Source organism: Halopiger aswanensis, from assembly GCF_003610195.1.
In the GTDB taxonomy this organism is placed as follows: Archaea; Halobacteriota; Halobacteria; order Halobacteriales; family Natrialbaceae; genus Halopiger; species Halopiger aswanensis.
In genome coordinates this window covers 388,949-409,712 of record NZ_RAPO01000003.1, presented here as the reverse complement: position 1 = coordinate 409,712, position 20,764 = coordinate 388,949, and the positions used below count along the sequence as shown (strand labels likewise).

The 20,764-nt window shown below is 66.7% G+C and carries 16 protein-coding genes and 2 pseudogenes; 7 read left to right on the top strand and 11 right to left on the bottom strand.

Translation table 11 applies throughout. The annotated features are described in order from the left end of the window. Positions 1–272: 272 nt before the first annotated feature. On the top strand, positions 273–1,040 hold the full coding sequence (locus tag ATJ93_RS15950) for a PHP-associated domain-containing protein (protein ID WP_120245632.1): 768 nt from the start codon (positions 273–275) through the stop codon (positions 1,038–1,040). 40 nt (positions 1,041–1,080) lie between these two features. Here ATJ93_RS15950 and ATJ93_RS15945 read toward each other — a convergent pair whose 3' ends face one another. The 4 genes and pseudogenes from ATJ93_RS15945 to hemC all read right to left on the bottom strand — a co-directional run bounded on the left by ATJ93_RS15945 (position 1,081) and on the right by hemC (position 5,437). Continuing rightward, positions 1,081–2,559 (bottom strand): single-stranded-DNA-specific exonuclease RecJ, encoded by a 1,479-nt coding sequence (locus ATJ93_RS15945; protein ID WP_120245631.1) that lies wholly within the window; start codon positions 2,557–2,559, stop codon positions 1,081–1,083. A gap of 106 nt (positions 2,560–2,665) precedes the next feature. After that, positions 2,666–3,397: pseudogene (locus ATJ93_RS15940) on the bottom strand (uroporphyrinogen-III synthase); the annotation flags it as partial. A gap of 24 nt (positions 3,398–3,421) precedes the next feature. After that, positions 3,422–4,231 (bottom strand): annotated as a pseudogene (gene cobA, locus ATJ93_RS23930) (uroporphyrinogen-III C-methyltransferase); the annotation flags it as partial. 15 nt (positions 4,232–4,246) lie between these two features. Further along, a complete protein-coding gene (gene hemC / locus ATJ93_RS15935; protein ID WP_120245630.1) occupies positions 4,247–5,437 on the bottom strand; it encodes a hydroxymethylbilane synthase in 1,191 nt (396 codons plus the stop codon). 225 nt (positions 5,438–5,662) lie between these two features. Between hemC and ATJ93_RS15930 the strand changes: the two genes are divergently transcribed. From ATJ93_RS15930 to ATJ93_RS15920, 3 genes are all read left to right on the top strand, one after another. Beyond that, a complete protein-coding gene (locus tag ATJ93_RS15930; RefSeq protein WP_120245629.1) occupies positions 5,663–6,028 on the top strand; it encodes a group I truncated hemoglobin in 366 nt (121 codons plus the stop codon). Positions 6,029–6,254: 226 nt separating this feature from the next. Next, the gene (locus ATJ93_RS15925) at positions 6,255–8,591 is read left to right on the top strand and encodes a nitric-oxide reductase large subunit (RefSeq protein WP_120245628.1); all 2,337 of its coding nucleotides are present in this window, start codon (positions 6,255–6,257) and stop codon (positions 8,589–8,591) included. Between the two features lie 115 nt (positions 8,592–8,706). Continuing rightward, positions 8,707–9,879: a sensor histidine kinase gene (locus tag ATJ93_RS15920; protein WP_120245627.1), complete on the top strand. Its 1,173-nt coding sequence runs from the start codon at positions 8,707–8,709 to the stop codon at positions 9,877–9,879. 42 nt (positions 9,880–9,921) lie between these two features. Here the strand turns inward: ATJ93_RS15920 and hemL are convergent, their stop codons facing one another. The 4 genes from hemL to ATJ93_RS15900 form a co-directional block, all read right to left on the bottom strand. Further along, positions 9,922–11,196 carry a glutamate-1-semialdehyde 2,1-aminomutase gene (gene hemL, locus ATJ93_RS15915; RefSeq protein WP_120245626.1) on the bottom strand — a complete coding sequence of 425 codons (1,275 nt, stop codon included), beginning with the start codon at positions 11,194–11,196 and terminating at the stop codon, positions 9,922–9,924. 212 nt (positions 11,197–11,408) lie between these two features. Next, complete coding sequence (locus ATJ93_RS24370; RefSeq protein ID WP_120245625.1) at positions 11,409–13,082, bottom strand: ammonium transporter; 1,674 nt, start codon at positions 13,080–13,082, stop codon at positions 11,409–11,411. Positions 13,083–13,530: 448 nt separating this feature from the next. After that, complete coding sequence (hemB, locus tag ATJ93_RS15905) at positions 13,531–14,550, bottom strand: porphobilinogen synthase (protein ID WP_120245624.1); 1,020 nt, start codon at positions 14,548–14,550, stop codon at positions 13,531–13,533. Between the two features lie 96 nt (positions 14,551–14,646). Then, positions 14,647–16,131 (bottom strand): sodium:solute symporter family protein, encoded by a 1,485-nt coding sequence (locus ATJ93_RS15900; RefSeq protein WP_120245623.1) that lies wholly within the window; start codon positions 16,129–16,131, stop codon positions 14,647–14,649. A gap of 230 nt (positions 16,132–16,361) precedes the next feature. Here ATJ93_RS15900 and ATJ93_RS15895 point away from each other — a divergent pair, with 230 nt between their 5' ends. Together ATJ93_RS15895 and ATJ93_RS15890 are read left to right on the top strand one after the other, a co-directional pair. Continuing rightward, complete coding sequence (locus tag ATJ93_RS15895; protein ID WP_120245622.1) at positions 16,362–17,570, top strand: MFS transporter; 1,209 nt, start codon at positions 16,362–16,364, stop codon at positions 17,568–17,570. 87 nt (positions 17,571–17,657) lie between these two features. Next, entirely contained in the window at positions 17,658–18,476 is an 819-nt protein-coding gene (locus ATJ93_RS15890; protein WP_120245621.1) for a TrmB family transcriptional regulator, read from the top strand. Between the two features lie 20 nt (positions 18,477–18,496). Here ATJ93_RS15890 and ATJ93_RS15885 read toward each other — a convergent pair whose 3' ends face one another. Beyond that, on the bottom strand, positions 18,497–18,961 hold the full coding sequence (locus ATJ93_RS15885) for a GNAT family N-acetyltransferase (RefSeq protein ID WP_211334076.1): 465 nt from the start codon (positions 18,959–18,961) through the stop codon (positions 18,497–18,499). Between the two features lie 143 nt (positions 18,962–19,104). Between ATJ93_RS15885 and ATJ93_RS15880 the strand changes: the two genes are divergently transcribed. Further along, positions 19,105–19,428 (top strand): 4Fe-4S dicluster domain-containing protein, encoded by a 324-nt coding sequence (locus ATJ93_RS15880; protein ID WP_120245620.1) that lies wholly within the window; start codon positions 19,105–19,107, stop codon positions 19,426–19,428. A gap of 192 nt (positions 19,429–19,620) precedes the next feature. Here ATJ93_RS15880 and ATJ93_RS23730 read toward each other — a convergent pair whose 3' ends face one another. Beyond that, positions 19,621–19,785 carry a DUF6757 family protein gene (locus ATJ93_RS23730; RefSeq protein ID WP_013879052.1) on the bottom strand — a complete coding sequence of 55 codons (165 nt, stop codon included), beginning with the start codon at positions 19,783–19,785 and terminating at the stop codon, positions 19,621–19,623. Positions 19,786–19,841: 56 nt separating this feature from the next. Continuing rightward, complete coding sequence (locus ATJ93_RS15875) at positions 19,842–20,654, bottom strand: PHP domain-containing protein (RefSeq protein WP_120245619.1); 813 nt, start codon at positions 20,652–20,654, stop codon at positions 19,842–19,844. Between the last annotated feature and the right edge of the window lie 110 nt (positions 20,655–20,764).

Sequence of the window (20,764 nt, the reverse complement as noted above, 5' to 3'; positions counted from 1 at the left end):
CTGGATTTTAGGTGGGCCTAAGACCTGTTGTCGGTCGCAGCCGATCCAACTACTGGCCGTTTGACGGCCTCTAAATTCCGCTTTCGCGGGATACTGGTCTCTTATCGCGGTAGAGGTCTTCTCTTCGAGTCGTGGCCGCCACTCGGTCCCCTATCAGGTTACTCGCAGTAGGATAAACCGGATATCGATATATCAAATCAGGGCTAAAATCCGATCGCCAACACAGCGTTTATGCTGTCCAACAGGCTATTAGCCGTATCTCCCCGCCCCCTATGACGACCCAGATCCCGTTTACCATCGATTTTCACGTCCACTCCGACGACTCCTACGACGGTCACGAACCCGTCGAACTCATTCTCGAGCACGCGTCGGATATCGGTCTCGACGGCGTCGTTATCACGGACCACGACGAGATCGGCGAGTCGCTGCGGGCCGCCGAACTGGCGCCCGAGTACGGGTTGATCGGTATTCCGGGGGTCGAAGTCTCGACGAAACACGGCCACCTGCTGGCGATCGGCGTCGAGGAACGCCCCGAGCCGGGCCGCCCCGTCGGGAAGACCGTCCAGACCGTCCGCGACCTCGGCGGGATCGCGATCGTCCCCCACCCGTTCCAGCGCAGTCGCCACGGCATCCGAAAACGCCACGTCGACGACGTCGACGCCATCGAGACCTACAACTCGATGCTCTTTACCGGCTACCGTAACCGCCGCGCACGAACCTTCGCCCGTCGGCGCGGCTATCCCGAGATCGGCGCCAGCGACGCCCACTACCTGCCGAACGTCGGCAAGGCCTACACCGAGGTCCTCGTGACGCCGGACGCCGAGAACCCCACCCGCGCCGACATCGACGGCGACGAACTCGTCGAGGCCATCCTCGAGGGACGGACCCAGATCCGCGGGAAGCGAACGCCGATCCGCAAGAGTGCCGTCCAGTACGCCAAGGGGGCAGTCCGAAAAGGGACCTTCGTCGTAACCTCCCACGCGCCACTGGTGCCGACGGTGCCGGCGTCGATGGAGCGGTCCTCGCAGTCCCGTTCGTAATCGCAGCCGTCGTAACGACCGTCGCGGTACCCGCAGTCGGTCAGGACAGTTGCTCGCCGACGATTTCCTCGGCCATCTCGATGAACTCCTCCTCGCGACCGATCGGGACGGTCGCGCCGGCCGCGACGTCGTGGCCGCCGCCGTCGCCGTCGACGGCGCGCGAGGCCTCGCCCATCACAACTGAGAGGTCAAGCCCCTTTCGGACGAGCGAGTGAGTCCCGCGCGCCGAGACCTTGACCTCCTCGTCGTTTTTCTGTGCGAAGGCGATGATCGGCTTCGAGCGGCTGATCCCCTCGTTACCCATCGCCATCCCCGCGACGATGCCGACGATCGTCTCGCGGATGCGATCGCCCGCGTGGAACCACTGGACGTTGTCCTCGTGGGTAACGCCCTCCCGCGTGACCAGATCGATCCCCTCGGAGAGGTTTCGCCGGTGGTTTCGCAGTAGGGTCCGTGCCTGCTCGAGCGCGCCCTCGCGGTCGCCGAGACAGACGCCGAGGCCGACGTCGGCCCGCTCGTAGCGGGCGGTCGCGTTCAGCAGCGTCGAGAACTCGCTGGCGTCGCGCAGTTCGGTGCCGACGGGCTCCTCGCACAGGACGTAGGCGGTGCCGACGAGGCTCTCGATCTTCGTCGCGGGAACGCCCCGCGAGACGGCGCGCCTAACGAGCGCGCTGGCGACGGTCCGTTTCTCCTCGTTTTCGAGGTCGGCCCATCGACGCCACTCGCCGTCCTCCTCGCGTTGCAACTCGAGATCGAGGTCCTCGAGGAACCGGAGCGCGCCCGCTTCGTCGTTCGAGATACCGGGGATGCGGACGTCGGTGGCGTACTCGAGCAGTTTCGGGAGGGGCCGGGTCTGTTTCCCGTAGAGCGCGAGGTCCTTGCCCGTCTCGAGGACGCCGGCCTCGACGCCCTCGGCGACGATCCGCTCGTTCGCCCCGTGGAGTTCGCCGCCGGAGGCCTGCATGTCGCCGACGGCGCCGACGACCGCGAGGGCCGCGAGGTCGCGGTTGTCGGCGCGCGCGGGCGTTCCCGAATCGACTGCGACGGCGCCGCCGTCCGCCGCAACTGACTGATCGGCCTCCTCGGCGAGCGCCCGCGCGAGCACGTAGCTCGCCCCGGCACCCGACAGCTCCGAGGCACCGTCGATCCCGAACAGCAGCGGGTTCAGGTGGTACTCGGTCTCGCGGTCGGCCGGCTGGTGGTGGTCCGCGATGACCGGCGTAAAGTCCCCGGCGTCCTCGTGGTCGCCGATGATATCGAGCTGGCCGCTCCCGAAGTCAGTGAAGAGGACGGTATCGTAGTCGGTCGCCGCGATATCCGCGACGGCGTCCGCGTCGAGTTGCTTCTCGAAGACCGTCTCGAAGGGGATCGCCGCCCGCTCGAGCGCCTGCGCGGCGATCGCGGCGCTGGTCAGTCCGTCGGCGTCGATGTGCGACGCCAGGAGGACGCGATCGGCCTCGCACAGCCGTCGCGCACAGCGGGTCGCACGCTCCTCGAGTTCGGGAATCGGCCCAGCCATCGAGATGTGCTTGGGGCGGCTTTCGTGATAAAGTCGCGGACTCTCCCTGCGGCGGTCGATCCGCGCTCGGCACCGCCGGAACCGCCGGTGCCGCCCGCGCGGCCGGTCAGTCCTCGCGCGTTGCGTCGACGGTCTCGCGCGCGAGGCGCTCGAACGTGGCCTCGCTGGCGACCAGATCGACCGTGACGTCGTGCTCGGCGGCCGTCTCGCGGGTCGGTTCGCCGATGACGCCGACGGTGGCGGCCTCGAGGCCCGCGAGCGCCTCTTCTCGGATCTCACGCTCGGCGGCAGCCTCGAGGAAGTGCTCGACCGTCAGCGACGAGGTGAAGCAGGCGGCGTCGAGCTCGCCGTCGGCGGCTAACTCGGCAGAGCGGCCGCTATTCTCGGGTCGGACGAGTCGGTAGAGCACCGTCTCGTGGACGTACGCGCCCGCGTCCTCGAGCCCCTCGAGCAGGACGGGACTGCCGTGGTCGCTGCGGGCGACCTCGACGCGGGCGCCCGCGACGCGGTCTTCGAGCGCGGTAACGAGGCCGCTCGAGGTGAACTCCTCGGGGACCAGATCGACCGCGTACCCTTCGGCGCGCAGCGCGTCGGCCGTCGCGGGGCCGATCGCGCAGACGGTTTCCGCCTCGGGTTCCCAGCCGGCCTCGGCGACGAGTTCCGCCCCGGTCTTGCTCGTGAAGACGACGTAGTCGGCGTCGCTCCGGGGTGTCGCGCCGGTTGCCTCGACGGCCAGCATCGGGTCCGGAACGGGCTCGGCGTCCAGTTCCTCGAGCAGAGTGACGGCGTCCGTGATACGGTCGTCGTCGGGGCGGAAGACCGCGACCGTCGGCGCGTCGCCGTCGCTCGTCGCTTTCGCTCCTCCCTCCTGCGCTTCCGCGCGGTCGACGAGGGGCGCGTACTCGTTTTCCAGCACGTCGAGTACCGACTCGCGGGTGGCGGCGACGTCGCCGATCACCGTCACGGCCGGCGGCTTGATGCCGACCTCGTCGCGGGCCTCGACGATTGTCTCGAGGGTGCCGGTCGCGACCTGTTGTTGGGGCCAGGTACCGCGTTCGACGAGCGCAACCGGCGTCTCGGGGTCCATGCCGGCCTCGCGCAGCGCTCTGGTGTAGTCGGGGAGTCGCTTGACGCCCATCAGGACGACGATGGTGCCGCCGGCCTCGGCTAAGGCCTCCCAGTCGACCGCCGACTCGGTCTTCGACGGGTCCTCGTGGCCGGTGACGAAGGAGACCGAGGAGGCGTAGTCACGGTGGGTAACCGGGATCCCGACGACGGCGGGGGCGGCGATCGCCGAGGTGACGCCGGGGACGACCTCGAAGGGAACCCCGTGATTCGCCAGATACTCCGCTTCCTCACCGCCGCGGCCGAAGACGAACGAGTCGCCGCCCTTGAGTCGGACCACCTTCTTGCCGTTGCGGGCGTACTCGACCAGCCGATCGTTGATCTCCGACTGCGTCGTTCGCTCGCCTTGGGCGTGCTTGCCGACGTATTCGCAGCGCTCGTCGGGCAGCATCCCGATGATCTTCGGTCCCGGCAGCCTGTCGTGGAGGATGACGTCGGCGTCCTCGAGCAGGGCTTTCGCTCTGACGGTCAACAGCCCGGGGTCGCCGGGGCCGCTGCCGACGAGGTAGACGGTGCCGGGTTCGGCCTCGATGTCGCGTGCGTCCATCTCAGTATATCCTACCTATTTTCCCGCGGGCTTATCTTCCGAGGGAACGCCGCCAGTACTGCCGCCATCGGTGTCATCGGCGTCGGCCGCGTCGCCGTCGTTGTCAGCGTCGGCGCCCGCTTCCTTCCGCGCCCGCTCGATCAGGTCCGCGGCACCTCGATCGGCGAGGTCCCGCGCGAACTCGCGGGCGGCCTCGGCGTGGCGTTCGATCGGCAGGTCCCGCGTGCCGGTCACCGACTCCTCGCCGTCGCGGTCGAAGACGGTGACGGCGGCGTGGACGTACTCGCCCTGCACGACCGCGTAAATGCCCACGGGCGCGATGCAGCCGCCGCCCAGTTCCGCGAGGATCGTCCGCTCGACGGTCGTCTCGACGCGGCTGCGCGGATGGTCGATCGCCGACTGGATGTCCCGAGCCGTCTCGCCGTCGGTCGCGGTGACGGCGAGCGCTCCCTGGCCCGGCGCGGGGACGAACGTCGACGTCGGCAGCTCCCGGTAGTCGACGTAGTGGGCCAGCCCGCTGCGCTCGAGGCCCGCCTGGGCGAGGACGATCGCGTCGTACTCGGTCTCGACCTCGCGGCCGAGGGCCTGGCGCTCGAGTTCCGAGAGGTCGTCGAACCACTCGTCGACGGTCCGGTCGTACTCCGGTTCGAAGTCTTCGTCGCCGGTGTTGGCCTTGCGTTCCTTATCGGCCTCGGAGCGCTGCTGGTGTTCCTCCTGCAGCGCGGGCGCGAGCAACTTCTCGAGGCGCGTGTCGACGTTCCCGCGCAGGGGCTCGACCTCGAGGTCGTCGCGCTCGGACAGCAGTTGCGCGCGACGTCGCAGGCTCGAGGTACCGACAGTGGCGCCCTCGGGGAGTTCCTCGAGGGTCGAGCCGTCGGGGGTGACGAGCACGTCGCCCGGCCGACCGCGCTCGGGGACGGCGGCGGTCACGAGCTCGTCGGGCTGCTCGGTCGGCATGTCCTTCATCGAGTGGATGGCGCCGTCGAGCTCGCCCTCGAGGACGCGCTCGTCGAGTTCGCGGACGAACGCCCCCGTCTTGCCGAGTTGGTGGATGAGTTCGTCCCTGATCTGGTCCCCCGTCGTCTCGACCGTGACGAGTTCCACCTCGTACCGGCGGTCTTCCAGTGCCTCCTTCACCAGGGTGGCCTGTCGCCGGGCGAGTGTGGACCCCCTCGTCGCCAGTCGCAGCGTCCCGCGCGTTCTCATAGGCGCCAGTGGGTGCCTCGGGTATGAAAAGCGCACGCTTGTCCGACGGTCGGACACGGTCTCCCGTGACACCGGTCCGCGAACGCGGTACCCGATTTCGGCGATTCTATCGAGAGAACGACGTTCCGGATCGATCCGCTCCTTGTGTGGGACAACCACACATAGTTTTTGCGGAACGTGTTCGGGGCGGCAATTATTTCTCTTCAAAGGGGTACATATGAGTGGATGACAGACACCCTGTACGATCGACTCGGCGGCGAGGACGGTATCGCCCAGGTCGTCGATCGATTCTACGATCGCGTTATGGCCGACGAGCAGGTCGCACACTACTTCGACGACGTCGACATGCAGAAACAGCGCGCCCACCAGACCCAGTTCATCAGCTCCGTCGCCGGCGGTCCCGTCGAGTACACCGGCGAGGAGATGGAAGCCGCCCACGACGACCTGGGGATCACTCCCGCGGACTTCAAGGCGATCGCGACCCACCTCGACGACACCCTCGCGGAGTTCGACATCGACAGGGACGATCGACAGGCCGTTCTCGAGGCGATCGAGAGCTACCGAGACGACATCGTTACGGTTCCGAACTGACGGCGCAGAACTCCACTCACTTTTCGAACGGCGAGAACCAGTTCTTCCTCGATCGGTAGTTATCCGTATCGATTCGGCGCGATTCGCCGGCGAGTCTCGAGGCGACGGTGGAACACCTATTCCCGCGGTCCCCCTAACCGCTGCCCCGAACCTGTTCGCGCGTTTTTCCAGTTCGTAGGAACTCTCGGCCTATTTGACGGGGTGTGACGACTCAGTATCGTCCGTCATGCAAGTAACCAGGAAACAACTCGCCACGTTCCTCGCGACGATTTTCGTCGTGAACCTCATCGTCATGGGCGGTGGGGCGTGGCTCTCGTACGCGAACTCGCCGGATATCCCCGACACGATCGTCGGACCCGACGGCGAGCAAGTCGCGACCAGCGACGACGTTCGCGACGGCAAGGAAATCTTCCAAGAGAACGGCTTGATGAACCAGGGGTCGATACTCGGGCGCGGCAGTTACTACGACACCGACTACACCGCCGACACGCTCGAGTTGAAGACCGAGCACATGCGCGCTTACTACGCGCAAAACGAACACGACGTAGCCTACGAGGATCTCGACGCGTCGCAGCAGGCGGCGATCGACGAGCGGGTCCGCCAAGAGTTGCAGTCGAGCAACTACGACGACACGCAGGTCGAGTACTCAGCCGCCGAAGGCTACGCGCACGAGCAGGTCCGCCAGGAGTACGTCGAGCGCTACTACGAGGGTGACCGCGAGCGCGGCATCCCCGAAGAACAGGTCCAGAGCGCCGAGGCCGCGGAGGACTTCGCCGACTTCGCGCTGTGGACGGCCTGGATCTCCCACACCGACCGTCCTGGCTCCGAGGCCTCGTTCACCAACGACTTCCCCTACTCGCCCGCTGCGGGTAACGACGCCGGCGGGCCGGTGATGACCTGGAGCGTCATCGCGATGGTGCTGCTGGTCGGCGGCGCGGGGATCGCCATCTGGCTCTACCAGGCCGTCGAACTCCCCGAACCCGAAGCCGAGGGCGTCTCGATCCCCCATCCGAAGGAGATCGACCTCACGCCGAGCCAGCTGTTAAGTTCCCGGTTCGTCCTCATCGGGGCGCTCCTGTTCTTCGCCCAGACGCTACTGGGCGGCTTACTCGCCCACTACTACGTCGAACGCGACGACTTCTTCGGACTCCACGAGTTCCTCGGCATCGACATCATGCAGATCCTGCCCTGGTCGATCGCCCGCACCTGGCACGTCGACCTCGGCATCCTCTGGATCGCGACGATCTGGCTCGGCGCCGGCCTCTTCCTCGCGCCGCTGCTGACCGGCCGCGAGCCGCGCAAGCAGGCCCTGTACGTCAAGGGGCTGATCGGCGCCCTGCTCGTCGTCGCCGTCGGCGCGCTCGCGGGCATCTGGCTGGGCATCAACAACTTCTTCGACGGCCAACTGTGGTGGCTGCTCGGTAACGAGGGCCTCGAGTACTTAGAGATCGGGCGCGTCTGGCAGGCCGGTCTGCTGGTCGGCTTCCTCGGCTGGACCGCCCTCGTGGCCCGCGGCTTCAAACCGCTGCTGGACCGCGAACCCCGCTACGGGCTCGCCCACATGATCGTCTACGCGGGCGGTTCGATCGGCCTGCTCTTTATGGCCGGCTTCCTCTACACGCCCCGGACGAACATCGTCGTCACGGAGTTCTGGCGCTGGTGGGTCGTCCACATGTGGGTCGAGGGCGTCTTCGAGTTCTTCATCCTCGTCGTCATCGCCCTGACGCTCGTCTCGATGAACCTCCTGCGCAAGAAGTCCGCCGAAAAGGCGGTCATCTTCCAGGCTGCGCTGGTGATGGGCAGCGGCGTTATCGGCGTCTCCCACCACTACTGGTGGGCCGGCCTCCCCGAGGTCTGGCTGCCCATCGGCAGCGTCTTCTCGACCATCGAGTTCATCCCGCTGCTCTTTATCCTCTACGAGGCGCTCGGCCAGTACCGCGCCATGGACGGGGCGTCGAAGGACTTCCCCTACCGGATGGTCTTCTACTTCATCGTCGCCTCGAGCGTCTGGAACTTCTTCGGCGCGGGCGTCATCGGCTTCTTCATCAACCTGCCGGTGATCAGCTACTTCCAGAGCGGGACCTACCTCACGGTCGCCCACGCCCACGGCGCGATGTTCGGCGCCTTCGGCTTCCTCGCGATGGGGATGGCCGTCTACATCCTCCGGGTGACCACCCGCGAGTCCCACTGGTCCGAGCGGCGCCTGACCTGGTCGTTCTGGCTGTGCAACGTCGGGCTCGCGCTGATGCTGTTCCTGTCGCTGCTGCCCGTCGGCTTCCTGCAACTCGAGACCGCGTTCACGCAGGGCTACGCCGCCTCGCGCAGCCTCGAGTTCTACAACAGCGGTATCATCCAGACGCTGTTCTGGCTGCGCATGCCCGGCGACACGCTGCTGATCGCCGGTGCCGGAATCTTCGCCTGGGACGTGGTCGCGAAACTGCTGTTCCAGCGGAAGCCGACCGCCGAGGAGACGCACAGTCACGTCATCGCCGACCGGATCTTCGGCGACAGCGACGCGATCGATCCGACCGATCCGGCCGAGCCGGTTAGCGACGACGACTGACGGCAGACAACTGACAACTGACGGCTCGAGCAGCGGGCCGTTTTCGGTGCAGTCGTGACGACGGCGCTACAAACCGGGCCAGAACTGCTAACAAACTCGGCGGAAAGTATGGCGTATGCACCGACTCGCCGGTATCGATATCGGTGTCGGTGATCGGCTCCCCGAGTACGTACTCGGATTCGGCGCGCTACTGACGCTCGTTTTACTCACCGAAATCGGCGTGCTCCTCGCCGTCGGTTCGACAGTTGTCACAGACGGCGTCTTTCTGATCGGCGTCGTTACGACGCTTCCCTTCCTCGCCGGTATCGCGTTCGGCGGGTACTGGCTTCGCGGGGCCGATCTCTCGCCGTCTCGGTACCCGCGGATAGCCGGATGGATCCTCGGCAGCGTGTTCACCTTTCTACTCATCAACGTCCCGATCATTGCCGTTATGCCGCCGAATTGGTGGGCGATTGTCGTCGGGTGGATCCGATGGGCCGTCGCCCTCGGCGCCGGCGTCGGGCTACTGATCGGCTGCATCGAAGCGCGGGCCATCCAACGCTCGCTGGCCGCCGAGCGGGCCGCGCTTCGGGCCGCGCACCTCGAGGAGCAGCGGGACTACCTGGACTACCTCAACACCGTCCTCCGCCACGAGGTGTTAAACGCCGCGACGGTTATCAACGGCTACGCGTCGCTGCTGCGCGAGGAGGCCGCGACGACCGACCAGCAGCGGCAGTGGGCGACGGTCGTCATGGACGAGGCCGACGAGATGGCGACCGTGATCGACGACGTCAGGGTGCTCCTCCGGACGACCGACGGCGAGTGGACCCGCGAGCCGATCGACGTCTCCCGCGTCCTGCGCGACGAACTCGAGAAACTCGAGCACAAGTGGGGGCCGGTTGCACTCGAGACGTCGATCCCTTCGCCGGTACACGTCCGAGCGAACGAACTGGTCGCTCGCGTCTTCGGGAACCTCCTCGTGAACGCGGTCGAACACAACGACGCCGAGCGGCCGCGCGTTTCGGTGACGGTCGAACCCGGACCGGATACCGTCCGGATCGAAATCGCGGACAACGGACCCGGAATCCCGGACGCGGAGGTCGATGTCCTCTTCGAACGGGTCGAAGGTCGCGGGAGCAACCACGGGCTCGGTCTCTATCTGGTCCGGCGGCTGGTAACCCAGTTCGACGGCTCGGTCGAACTCGTCGAGACCGGTGCTGACGGAAGCACGTTCGCGGTCGAACTGCCAACAGCGACCCCCGCCCAGTCTACCAGTGAGTCGAAACCGGCGCCTGCGGTCGAGAACTAAGGCGGCGACGCTGATCGGTCCGGCCGGGTGCTACTCAGGCGCCTACAGCGCCTCCTTGTACGCCTCGAGGGTCCGCTCGACGTCTTCCTCGGTGTGGCCGTAGCTGACGAACTGGCACTCGAACTGGTTCTGCGAGAGGAACACGCCCTGCTCTTTCATCTTCCCCCAGAAGATGCGACGCCAGCGGTCGGTCTCGGCGTTCTTGACGTCGGCGGCGTTCTTTGGGGCCTCACCGTCACGGGTGAAGATCACCTTGAACATCGAGTCCGTCCCGGCGACGGTGTACTCCGGCGCCTGCTCGGCGACGATCTCCTCGAGGCCGGTCCGGAGCTGCTCGCCGATGCCATTGACGTGGTCGTAGACGTCGTTCTCGGCGGCGAATTTGAGCGTCTCGAGGCCGGCGGCCATCGTGACGGGGTGGCCGGAGAAGGTGCCGGCCTGGAAGACGTCGCCGGAGGGGGTGAAGTTCTCGACGATCTCGGCGCGACCGCCGATGGCGCCGACGGGGAAGCCGCCGCCGATGATCTTGCCGAAGGTAGTCAGGTCGGGCGTGACGCCGAACTCGCTTTGGGCGCAGCCGAGGCCGCCGACGCGGAAGCCCGTAATCACTTCGTCGAAGATCAGTAGGGAGCCGTGCTCTGCCGTAATGTCGCGGAGGAACTCGTGGTAGCCGTCCTCGGGCTGGACGATGCCGTAGTTGCCGAGGATGGGTTCGGTGAGCACCGCGGCGATGTCGTCGCCGTGTTCCTCGAAGACCTCGCGGACCGCTTCCTCGTCGTTGAACGGTACCGGCAGCGTGTGTTCCGCAAAGGACTGCGGGACGCCCGCCGAGGAGGGCCGGGGATTCTCGGCGTCGCCCTCGACCAGCGTCGACTCCTGGGCGCCGTGGTAGCCGCCCTGGTTGACGACGATCTTGTTGCGACCTGTGTAGCCGCGTGCGAGCCGGACCGCCGAGGTCGTCGCCTCCGTCCCGGAGTTGACGAACCGGATCTTCTCGACGCTCGGAACGTGGCGGACGACGAACTCCGCGAGGTCGACCTCGATCTCCGTCGGCGTCCCGTACATCGGTCCCTCGCTGGCCTTCCGCTGGATACGGGCCTGCACGGGCTCGGGGAGGTCGTGGCCCAAAAGCAGCGGGCCGAGTCCCAGCACCCAGTCGACGTAGCGGTTCCCGTCCGCGTCGATCACGTGGCCGCCGTCGCCTTTCTGGACGAAGAACGGGTACGGTTCGATCGCCGCTCGCACGGCGGAGTTAACGCCGCCGGGCATGACCGACAGCGCTCGATCGTACAGCTCGCGCGAGTTGTCTTCGTTCATATCCGGCCCTAGGAAACGCGACGGCAAAGTAGTACCGAGGTCCGCTCGCAGCCGCTCCCGAACATGATACCCGGCGCTCGAACTCGAGGCCAAAATGAAGACCGAACCGAAGCCGATCGAACCGAAATCCGCGCCCGCTGTCCGAACAGCGCCACGGATACAGCGTCTCGATTGACAGCGATAACAGCGAGGGACGTGGAGTCGCCGAGCGCTTAGACCGCGTCCTGTCCGGTCTTGCCGGTGCGGACCTGGTAGGCGCCCTCGACGGGGATCACGAAGATCTTGCCGTCGCCCGGCTCGCCGGTGTTGGCAGCTTCGCCGATCGCTTCCACGACGTCCTGGGCCGGGATGTCGGCGACGACGCACTCGATTTTGACCTTCTGGTGGAGGTCGACCGTGTACTCCTCGCCGCGCCACTGGCCCTTCTTCGCGGGCTGTGAGCCGCGGCCGGAGACGTTGGTGACGGTCAGCGACGGCGCGCCGACTTCGGCGAGGGCCTTCTTGACGTCGCCGAGCTTGTCGGGACGGATGATCGCGGTGATCATCTTGAGTTCGCCGTCGTTAGGTTTGCCTCCGTCCGTGCGGATGATCTTCTCGTCCGTGCCGCCGTCAGTACGGAGTTCGCCGCCGTCGGTCGCGACGTCGACGTCGTGCTGACCGAACTCGGGGTAGGTGTCGACGCCGTGTTCGGAGACGTCGAGCCCGTCGCGCTCGTGTTCGGGGGAGACGCGGGCCTGGCCGGCGGCCTTGAACACGAACCAGATCAGGCCGGTCGCGACGACCGTCCAGGCGGTGATGACGACGACGCCGATGACCTGAGCGACGAACGCGTTCGTGACGCTCTCGACGACGCCCGGCGCGGCGACGAACGGGAACAGCAACGTTCCGAGGACCCCCGCGGAGCCGTGGACGGGGAAGACCGCACAGACGTCGTCGATCTTCAGGTACTGCTCGACGAACTCGAAGACGAGCGGCAGCTGGATGCCTGCGAGACCGCCGACGACGAACGCGCCCCACCACGCGGTGGTGTCGGGGATCGCGGTGATCGCGGCTAGGCCGGCCAGCAGTCCGTTCGCGACGTACAGCGTGTCGACTTTGCCGGTCTTGAGCCAGGCGACGAGTCCGGCGCCCATCGCGCCGCAGGCCATCGCGACCGTCGTCGTCAGGGCGACGCGACCGAGCTGGTCGCCGAGGAACGCGCCCTCGCCGATGATCGCCGAGGTACCGACGTTGAAGCCGTACCAGCCGAACGCGAGGATCAGCGTGCCGAGCGCGGCGAAGGTCAGCGAGTGGCCGGGGATGACGTTCGCCGTGCCGTCGCTATTGTATCGGTCCATGCGCGGCCCGAGCACCCACGCGGCGGTGAGCCCGGCGATGCCGCCCATGCCGTGAACGATCATCCCGCCCGCGAAGTCGTGGAACAGGACGTCGCCGTACGCGAGGTGCTCGCCGGCCCACGTGAGGCCGGTGACGACCGGGTAGATCACCGCGGCCAGCAGGAAGGTGTACGTGACGTACGCGCGGAGCTTCGCGCGGCCGGCGACGGCCCCTGACACGATGGTCGCCGCCGTCATCGCGAAGACGGCCCCGTACAGCCAGTCGATCCAGCCCGACGCAGCGCTCTCGAACTGGAACGACAGTCCGTTTCCGGCGACGAGGCCCTCCACGGTGGCGCCGATCAAGAAGAACACCGTCACGCCGACCGACCACGTCAGCAGGTTCTTCGTCAGCTGGTTCGCGACGTTCTTCGAGCGTACCTGCCCCGCCTCGAGCATGGCGAAGCCGGCGTGCATGAAGAAGATCAGGAACGTGGCGACCAGGATCCACGTGTAGTTGATCGCCTCGGTCAGCATCTCGACCTCGGTCTGGAGGACGGTCGGTTCCATCACTCACGCACCTCCGTCAGTTCCGTAGCGCGTCCGTTGGGTTGTAGACGAATGTCCACGTCTGAATCGTTCGGGCTCATGGTTGTCTTCTGAATCACGTCTGATTCCGATGGACCATCTCCATATAAGGATTAGCGTTGACATCTGTCTCAAAATGGGCTAGTAATAGGGACAACCGAACAAATCTAGAGGTAATTTAATGTGTATAAGGGCGTTGAACATCGAGTGTTTTTCGAGACGTGGTTATATATTCGACGTTCGTCAATCGAAATTAGGTCGGGGTTCGTCCGGATCGCCGCCGAAACGGCGCCAAAAACGCCATTGCCGGCTCGCGCGCGGCAGATGTTGCCAGTTGTATGCTGAGTATCGAGGACCGATGGACGTTCGTCCGAATAGCTTGGGTCCTCCGCCCAGTCTGAACTCCAAAGAACGGTGATCGGGTTCCGATCTACAGTTCAGATGCGACGTCCTCGGCGAAGTAGGTGAGAATCAGATCCGCGCCGGCCCGCTTGATCGACAGCAGCGACTCGCGGGCGACCTCCTCTAGGTCGAGCCAGCCTTTCTCGGCGGCGGCGTGGAGCATCGCGTACTCGCCGGAGACGTTGTAGGCGGCGACGGGGTGGTCGAACTCCCGGCGGACGGCGCTGACGATATCGAGGTAGGGGAGTGCGGGTTTGACCATCATCACGTCGGCGCCCTCCTGGGCGTCGAGACGTACTTCCCGCAGGGCTTCGCGCGAGTTGGCGGGGTCCATCTGGTAGTGGCGGCGGTCGCCGAACGAGGGGGCACCATCCGCCGCATCGCGGAACGGCCCGTAGAAGGCGCTCTCGTACTTCGCCGCGTAGCTCATGATCGGGACGTGTTCGTACCCCTCGTCGTCGAGGCCTGCGCGGATGGCGCCGACCATGCCGTCCATCATGCTGCTCGGTGCGACCATGTCCGCGCCCGCCTCGGCGTGGGAGACGGCGGTCCGGGCGAGCGACTCGAGGGCGGCGTCGTTGTCGACGGTTAGGGTCGGGTCAGGATCGTGGTCGCAGGCGGGGCCGTGCTCGTGGTCCTCGCCGCGCAGTTCCTCCTCGAGCGGGCCGCAGTGGCCGTGGGTCGTGTACTCGCAGAGGCAGACGTCGGTGATGACGTAGGCCTCGGTTTCAGCGGTGACTCGACGCGTGGCTTCCTGGATGACACCATCTTCGGCCCACGCGCGGGTTCCCTCGGCATCTTTCGATTCGGGAATCCCGAACAGCATGACCGCTTCGACGCCGGTCTCGAGGACTTCCTCGACGCGGGCGACCGCCTCGTCGATCGGCACGCGCTCGTGGCCGGGCATCGATTCGATCGGCACCCGTTCGTCGGTCGTCGCGTCGACGAACACCGGCGCGATGAAGTCGGTCGGCTCGAGGCTCGTCTCGCTGACGAGCCCGCGCACGCCGTCCTGGCGGAGCCGTCTGGGGCGATGTGTAAGGTCCATATCCACCCTAGAAACGGCCGGGTCAAAAGCGGCGCGGCTCTCTCGAGCGATCCGAGACGGACGCGGGACCGGCTGCTCGAGTCGCCGAGAGTCGCCTCAGTCGTCGGCCACCTCCGTCACGTCGCCGGCGGTCAGCCGATCCATGTCGCGGCTCGCGTGCTCCTGGATCTCCTCGTTGTCGAACTGCTCGCCGTCGTAGGCGACGCTGACGAGCCAGATCGTGAGGATCGCCGCGGCCGTCGCGGGGACGGCCGGTTCGACCTGCCCTTGACCGAAGAACTCGGGCGAGCCGAGCCCGAACTCCCAGACGACGAAGACGAGGCCGCCGACGATGAAGCCCGGCAGCCCCGCCTCGCGGACGGTACCGTCCCAGAGCATCATCACCAGACCCGCGAACAGCACGGACATGATGCCCATGCCGAGCGTGTTGATGACGATGATCTCGATGCCGCTGAAGGCGATCAGCGCGGCGCCGACGCCGAAGCCGACGATGGTCAACCGGGTTACGACGACGAGGTGAGCGTCCGCGAGCTGATCTTGGCCGCCCCGCAGCGGGATGTAGAGGTCGTTGACGAAACTCGTCGCGCCCGCCAGCAGGAACGAGTCAGCGCCGGTGATGACCGACGAGACGGCCGCGGCCAGCAGCAGGCCCGCGAAGGCGTCCGGCAGGATGTTCGTGATCGTCCAGGCGAACGCCATCGAGGACTCGATGTCGGCTCCCTGCGCGTTGGCGATCATGCCCGCCGTGGCGGTGAGGATGCCGTAGCCGACGATGATCGTGCCCGCGAGGAAGGTGCCGAACATCGCGACCCGCCGGTTCCGGGCGGACCACGTGCGCTGGAGCATCTGCTGCTGGGCGCCGGCGACGGTGATGTACATCAGGTACCACGTGCCGATCTGAACGACGCCGACGCCGATCCAGTTCGTGTGGCCCTGCGGCACTGAGGCCGTAATGGTCCCAATGCCGCCGACGTTCGTCACCGCCAGCGGAATCGCGACGAGCATCCCGATGATGATGACGACCCCGTGCAGCGTGTCGGTGTACGCGACCGTATTCATCCCGCCGTAGGCGGTGAGCCCGACGAAGATGGCGACGCTCACCCAGAACGCGGTGTTGAGGTCGATCCCGGTGACGACCGACAGGACCGACGCCATGCCGATCGTCTGGCCGGCCGTCAGGGCCACCTGTCCGAGGACGGTGAACAGCCCGGCGAAGTACTTCGTGTAGTCGCCGTACACGCGGCCGAGCAGTTCGGGGACGCTGACGACCTCGAACGAGTAGATGAAACCGATGAACAGCGTCATCGTCATCCACGCTAACCCCTGGGTCATCGCGTACCACTGCGCGCTGATCCCCTCGACGAACGCCTGCTGGGCGATCCCCATCGTGAGCCCGCCGCCCGTGAACGTCGCGAAGTAGGTCATCAGGTAGACCGGCAGGCTCAGGTCCCGCCCGGCCAGGGTGAACTCCACGTACCCCTCGCCGGCGCCGCGACCGTACCACAGCCCGACCGCCAGCGTCAGCGCGAAGTAGCCGATCATCGTCAGTACCACCGGATCGGTAACCTGTTCACCGATCATGCTCCCACCCTCGAGCAACCCTCGAGAACAGTTGGTAGTTCATACCACACCGGGTACCTCAAGCCAGCGACCGTTATCTTCCGGCGTTGCTTGCGAATGCCGCCTAATAAGTCGCCCTCGAGTCCCGGTTCGATCGGCCGACCTCGCGACGCGGCCACAGCGCCGGAATCGCCCGCTGGGCCGTGCCGGCAACACGCTCATCCGTTCGGAACGAGGGACAACTCGACCGGATGGAGTACGATTCTGGCGCACGAACGACGACGAGGACGCGGTGGCGCTACCGGGAGACCGTGCTCGCGCTGTCGACGCTGGCCTTCTTCGGGACGATGGCCGGACGCGTGGCGATCAGTCCGGTCGTCCCGCAGCTAACTGCGAACTTCGGCGTCTCGAACGCGACGATCGGCCTCGCCCTCTCGGGGATGTGGATGGCTTACTTCCTCTCGCAGTACCCCAGCGGCGTCCTCGCGGACCGCTACGGCGAGCGGCCGATCATCCTCGTCTCGCTCGGCGGAACGGCAATCGCCTGCCTCTTCCTCGCGCTGGCGCCGAGCTTCGCGGTTTTCGTCGGCGCGACGGTCGTCCTCGGGGCCGTCGCCGGGCTCCACTACAGCGTCGCGACGACGCTGCTGATCAAGACCTACGCGGAGATCGGGACCGCGATCGGCGTCCACAACAGCGGCGGGCCCGCCGCCGGCCTCGTCGCGCCGCCGGTCGCGGCCTGGATCAGCGTCCGCTACGGCTGGCGGCCCGCCGTCGCCGTCGGCGCCGTCATCGCCCTGCCGATCTTCTACCTGTTCGCCCGGCGGGTGCGGCCGACGCCGCCGGCCCGGCCGGACCAACCCATGCGCGAGCGGCTCGATCTCGAGCCGGCCGCCGAGTTGCTCACTCGGCCGACGATCGCCTTTCCGATCTGTCTCGCCGTCGCTGGCGCGTTCGTCTGGCAGGCGACGGCCTCCTTCTTGCCGACCTTTCTCGTCGAGTATCGCGGCCAGTCGACGCCCTTCGCGGGCGCCGTCTTCGCGGCCTACTTCGTCGTCCAGACGGTCACGCAGGTCGGCGTCGGCGCGATATCGGACCGGTTCGGCCGGGACGTCGCGACCGCGGGCTGTATGGTGCTGGCCGCGACCGGATTCGGACTGCTGATCGCCGTGCCCGGTATCGTCGCTATCGCGACCGCGGTCGTCCTGCTCGGGATCGGCCTCGGCTGGGGCGCGGCGCTGTTGCCGCGCTTTATCGACGCCCTCTCGAGCGTCGAACGGGGCGTCGGCTTCGGACTGATTCGGACGGTCTACGGAATCGTCGGCGCGACGGGATCGGCCGGAACCGGGCTCGTGGCGGATCTAGCCGGCTGGGGCGTCGCCTTCGCCGTCCTCGCCGCCCTGCTCGCGCTGGTCGTCGTCGCGCTCGCGGGCAACTGGGCGCTCGGGTTGGAGTACTGACCTCCGCACTCGAGCGAGTTCGCCGACCGACCCGTCCGATGAAAGGTGCGAACTTTACCGCATTCGGGGCTTCTCGTCAGTAAAACTGTGTCAAGTAGCGATGCCGAAGAGGCCGTCGGTGCACTCGAGGAGCTCGGACTCACGGAGTACGAGGCGCGGTGCTTCGTCGCACTAACGCGCATCTCGAAGGGGACGGCCCGCGAGGTCAGTCAGGTCGCGGACGTGCCGCGATCGCGGGTGTACGACACCGTCGAGCGCCTCGACCGGAAGGGGCTGGTCGAGGTCCAGCAGACCGATCCCCGCGAGTACCGGGCGGTCCCGGTCGACACGGCGTGTCGTCGCATTCGAGAGGACTACGACTCCCGGATCAACGCCGCCGAGAACGCGCTCCAGCAGGTCGAGGAGCCAAATGCCCCGGACGACGAGGGGATGTGGTCGATCACGCAGAAGGAACACGTCACGGACCGCGTCGTCACCTTCCTCGAGGAGGCCGAGGACACGATCCACTACCTCGTCGCCGCGACGTCGGTCGTCGACCGACAGATCCGCGAGGCGCTGCGCTCGGCCGCCGAGCGGGGCGTCACAGTGTACGTCGAGGTACCGTCCGAGGGCGTTCAGGCGGAGTACGCCGATGAGGTTCCGGACGCCGAGATCGTCGTCGCACCGGATCTCGCGTCGACCAACGACGTGTACGACGAGTGGCCGGGTCAACTCCTCCTGGTCGACCAGCAGGCGATCGTCGCGGCCGGCGTCAAGGACGGCGACCTTCCCGACGTAGTTCAGGAGATGGCCGTCTGGACGTACGGCCGCGATCACGGCTTCGCCGTCTGGATCCGCGAACTGCTCGACAATCGGATCGGCCACCTCGAGGGGACGCCTCGAGGCGAGGACCCGCGCGGACAGTAACCGTCGCTCGCCTTCCGTGGTCAGCACCCCTTCTCGATGACGTACCCCCATCGCTCGTAGCCCCGCTCCTCGTAGAACTCGTGCGTCGCCGCCTTCGACCGCGGCGAGACCAGCGCGACGCCCTCACACCCCTGCTCGTCGGCCCACGATTCGACGTGCTCGAGCATCGCGGTGCCGTCTCCCTGCCCCCGTCGCGGCTCGTCGACGACCAGATCGTAGAGCCACGCGTTCCGGGCGTGGTGAAGGACGTGAGTGACGACGACGCCGGCGACGGCGACCAGTTCCGACTCGGGTTCAGAGTCCGTTTCGCCCGTGCTGGTCCCATCGCTCACACCATCGACGTAGCCGCCGAACAACCGATACTCCTCCTCAGCCGTCCACGCGAGCACCTCCTCCGGCGATCGCTCGGTCCACAGTTGCCGGAGGATCGGTACCGCCTCGCGACGCTCGGCCTCCGTCGTCAGTTCGCGGACGTCCAGATCCATACTCTCGGCTCGAGCGCTCGCGAGTAAAATCCGTTTGTGCATCGAGAGCGCCCCGCAGGAATGCCTCGGCTCGAAATCTCGCCACTCGAGCGTCCCCCGATTCCGCACGTTTAAGTGCGCGTCGCCCGTTTTCACCGGATAACATGGCTATCGATCCACAGTTTCACGAAAACCGCGAGCAGGTCGACGAGCACGAGGGCCACGCCGTCTGGGGGCCGGTCGACGAGCCCGAGGAACTCGGCATCCACGGCACGCACGTCGCGGTCGACTTCGACATCTGTCTCGCCGACGGCGCCTGTCTCGAGGACTGCCCGGTCGACGTCTTCGAGTGGGTCGACACGCCGGGCCACCCCGAAAGCGAGCGAAAGGCCGACCCGGCCAACGAGGCCCAGTGCATCGACTGCATGCTCTGCGTCGACGTCTGCCCGGTCGACGCGATCGACGTCGACGCCGGTCGGTCGGCCTAATCGAGTCGATCACGCGGTTCGGTCTGGCGTCGACGCTCCTCTCCGCTCTGCCTCGAGATATCGAGTTCCGGCTGCTTACGTTATTCTACACCCGTTGCTGCCCTTCCTGCTCCCGCGGGTCGAAAAGCGACTGCAACTATCGGTCGTTCGCCGTGTCTCAGTAGGCAGTGCAGCCCGTCGCCGCGTCCGACCTTACTCGGCTCGGTCGACGTCGACTTGCTCTTTGAGCTGCTCGAGCCCGTCCGCTTCGGCTAGCTCCTGCAACCGCTCCCGGAAGTGCTCCTCGCACAGTCCAACTTTCAGCCCGTCGGATTCTGCTGCGAAGGCGGCTTCGCGGTCGCAGTAGTGGCAATGCATACACACGTATACGACCTGCGCCGCATTGAACCCTCCGCTATCGGCCGCAATTCCCGTTACTCTGCTGACAGCCCGAGCCGCTCGTAGGCGTCGCGAGTCAGGCCGGCGACGCCCAGTACGTCCTCGTGTGCGTCGCTGCCGCCGGTCGCGAGTAGGTCGTGGCGGTCGATCGCCCGCTCGACGATCCCGCGGTCGACGTCGCGGTCGTATGGGTACCACAGTTCGACGGCGTCGAGGTCGGCCGTCAGCGCGAGCGCGGACTCGGGGTCGGGATACCGGAGCGGATGGGCGAGCGAGACGAGCGAACACGCGTCCGAGAGCACCCGCTGCCCGCGCTCGAAGGACGGAATCTCCCGGGGAACGAAACAGGGGTCGCCGTTGCCGATGAGGTCGTCGAACGCGCCCTCGTAGTCGTAGTCGGTGTCGGGATGGACGTCGATCGCTCGAGCCACGTGGGGCCGTCCGAATCCCTCGTCGATCGGGACGTCGAGGTCGATCCCCAGCCGATCCTCGACGCGCTCGACGATCGCCCGGCCGCGCTCGATCCGGTTCGTCTGGATCGCGTCGACCAGTTCCTCGAGCGCCGGCGTCGGCTCGACGCCGTAACCGAGGAGGTCGACGCGCTGCCCGTCGAGACGGCCGTCCCCGCGGTCGGCAGTTTCCGCGTCGACCTCCACGCGGAGTTCGATCCCGTTGACGATCGTCACGCCCTCGCGCTCGACGATCGGCTCGGAGACCGGCTGCAGGCGGTCGTGGTCGGTCAGCGCGACGACCTCGACGCCGGCGCGGCGGGCGGCCTCGGGGACCGCCGCGCGCTCGAGGCTGCCGTCCGACCGCGTCGTGTGGACGTGCAGATCCGCGTATGGCATAGCTCACTCGAACGGGCCCGTCCGGAAAGGCGTTTCTTCGCGCTCGCACCGCGAGACGCCGTGGCATATTAGGAATATAATCTCCATTGGCTCGCTAGAAAACAATTATG

Coding starts and splice junctions, on each gene's coding strand:
- ATJ93_RS15950 (WP_120245632.1), top strand. CDS start 273: ATGACGACCCAGATCCCGTTTACCATCGATTTTCACGTCCACTCCGAC.
- ATJ93_RS15945 (WP_120245631.1), bottom strand. CDS start 2,559: ATGGCTGGGCCGATTCCCGAACTCGAGGAGCGTGCGACCCGCTGTGCG.
- hemC (WP_120245630.1), bottom strand. CDS start 5,437: ATGAGAACGCGCGGGACGCTGCGACTGGCGACGAGGGGGTCCACACTC.
- ATJ93_RS15930 (WP_120245629.1), top strand. CDS start 5,663: ATGACAGACACCCTGTACGATCGACTCGGCGGCGAGGACGGTATCGCC.
- ATJ93_RS15925 (WP_120245628.1), top strand. CDS start 6,255: ATGCAAGTAACCAGGAAACAACTCGCCACGTTCCTCGCGACGATTTTC.
- ATJ93_RS15920 (WP_120245627.1), top strand. CDS start 8,707: ATGCACCGACTCGCCGGTATCGATATCGGTGTCGGTGATCGGCTCCCC.
- hemL (WP_120245626.1), bottom strand. CDS start 11,196: ATGAACGAAGACAACTCGCGCGAGCTGTACGATCGAGCGCTGTCGGTC.
- ATJ93_RS24370 (WP_120245625.1), bottom strand. CDS start 13,082: ATGGAACCGACCGTCCTCCAGACCGAGGTCGAGATGCTGACCGAGGCG.
- hemB (WP_120245624.1), bottom strand. CDS start 14,550: ATGGACCTTACACATCGCCCCAGACGGCTCCGCCAGGACGGCGTGCGC.
- ATJ93_RS15900 (WP_120245623.1), bottom strand. CDS start 16,131: ATGATCGGTGAACAGGTTACCGATCCGGTGGTACTGACGATGATCGGC.
- ATJ93_RS15895 (WP_120245622.1), top strand. CDS start 16,362: ATGGAGTACGATTCTGGCGCACGAACGACGACGAGGACGCGGTGGCGC.
- ATJ93_RS15885 (WP_211334076.1), bottom strand. CDS start 18,961: ATGGATCTGGACGTCCGCGAACTGACGACGGAGGCCGAGCGTCGCGAG.
- ATJ93_RS15880 (WP_120245620.1), top strand. CDS start 19,105: ATGGCTATCGATCCACAGTTTCACGAAAACCGCGAGCAGGTCGACGAG.
- ATJ93_RS23730 (WP_013879052.1), bottom strand. CDS start 19,785: ATGCATTGCCACTACTGCGACCGCGAAGCCGCCTTCGCAGCAGAATCC.
- ATJ93_RS15875 (WP_120245619.1), bottom strand. CDS start 20,654: ATGCCATACGCGGATCTGCACGTCCACACGACGCGGTCGGACGGCAGC.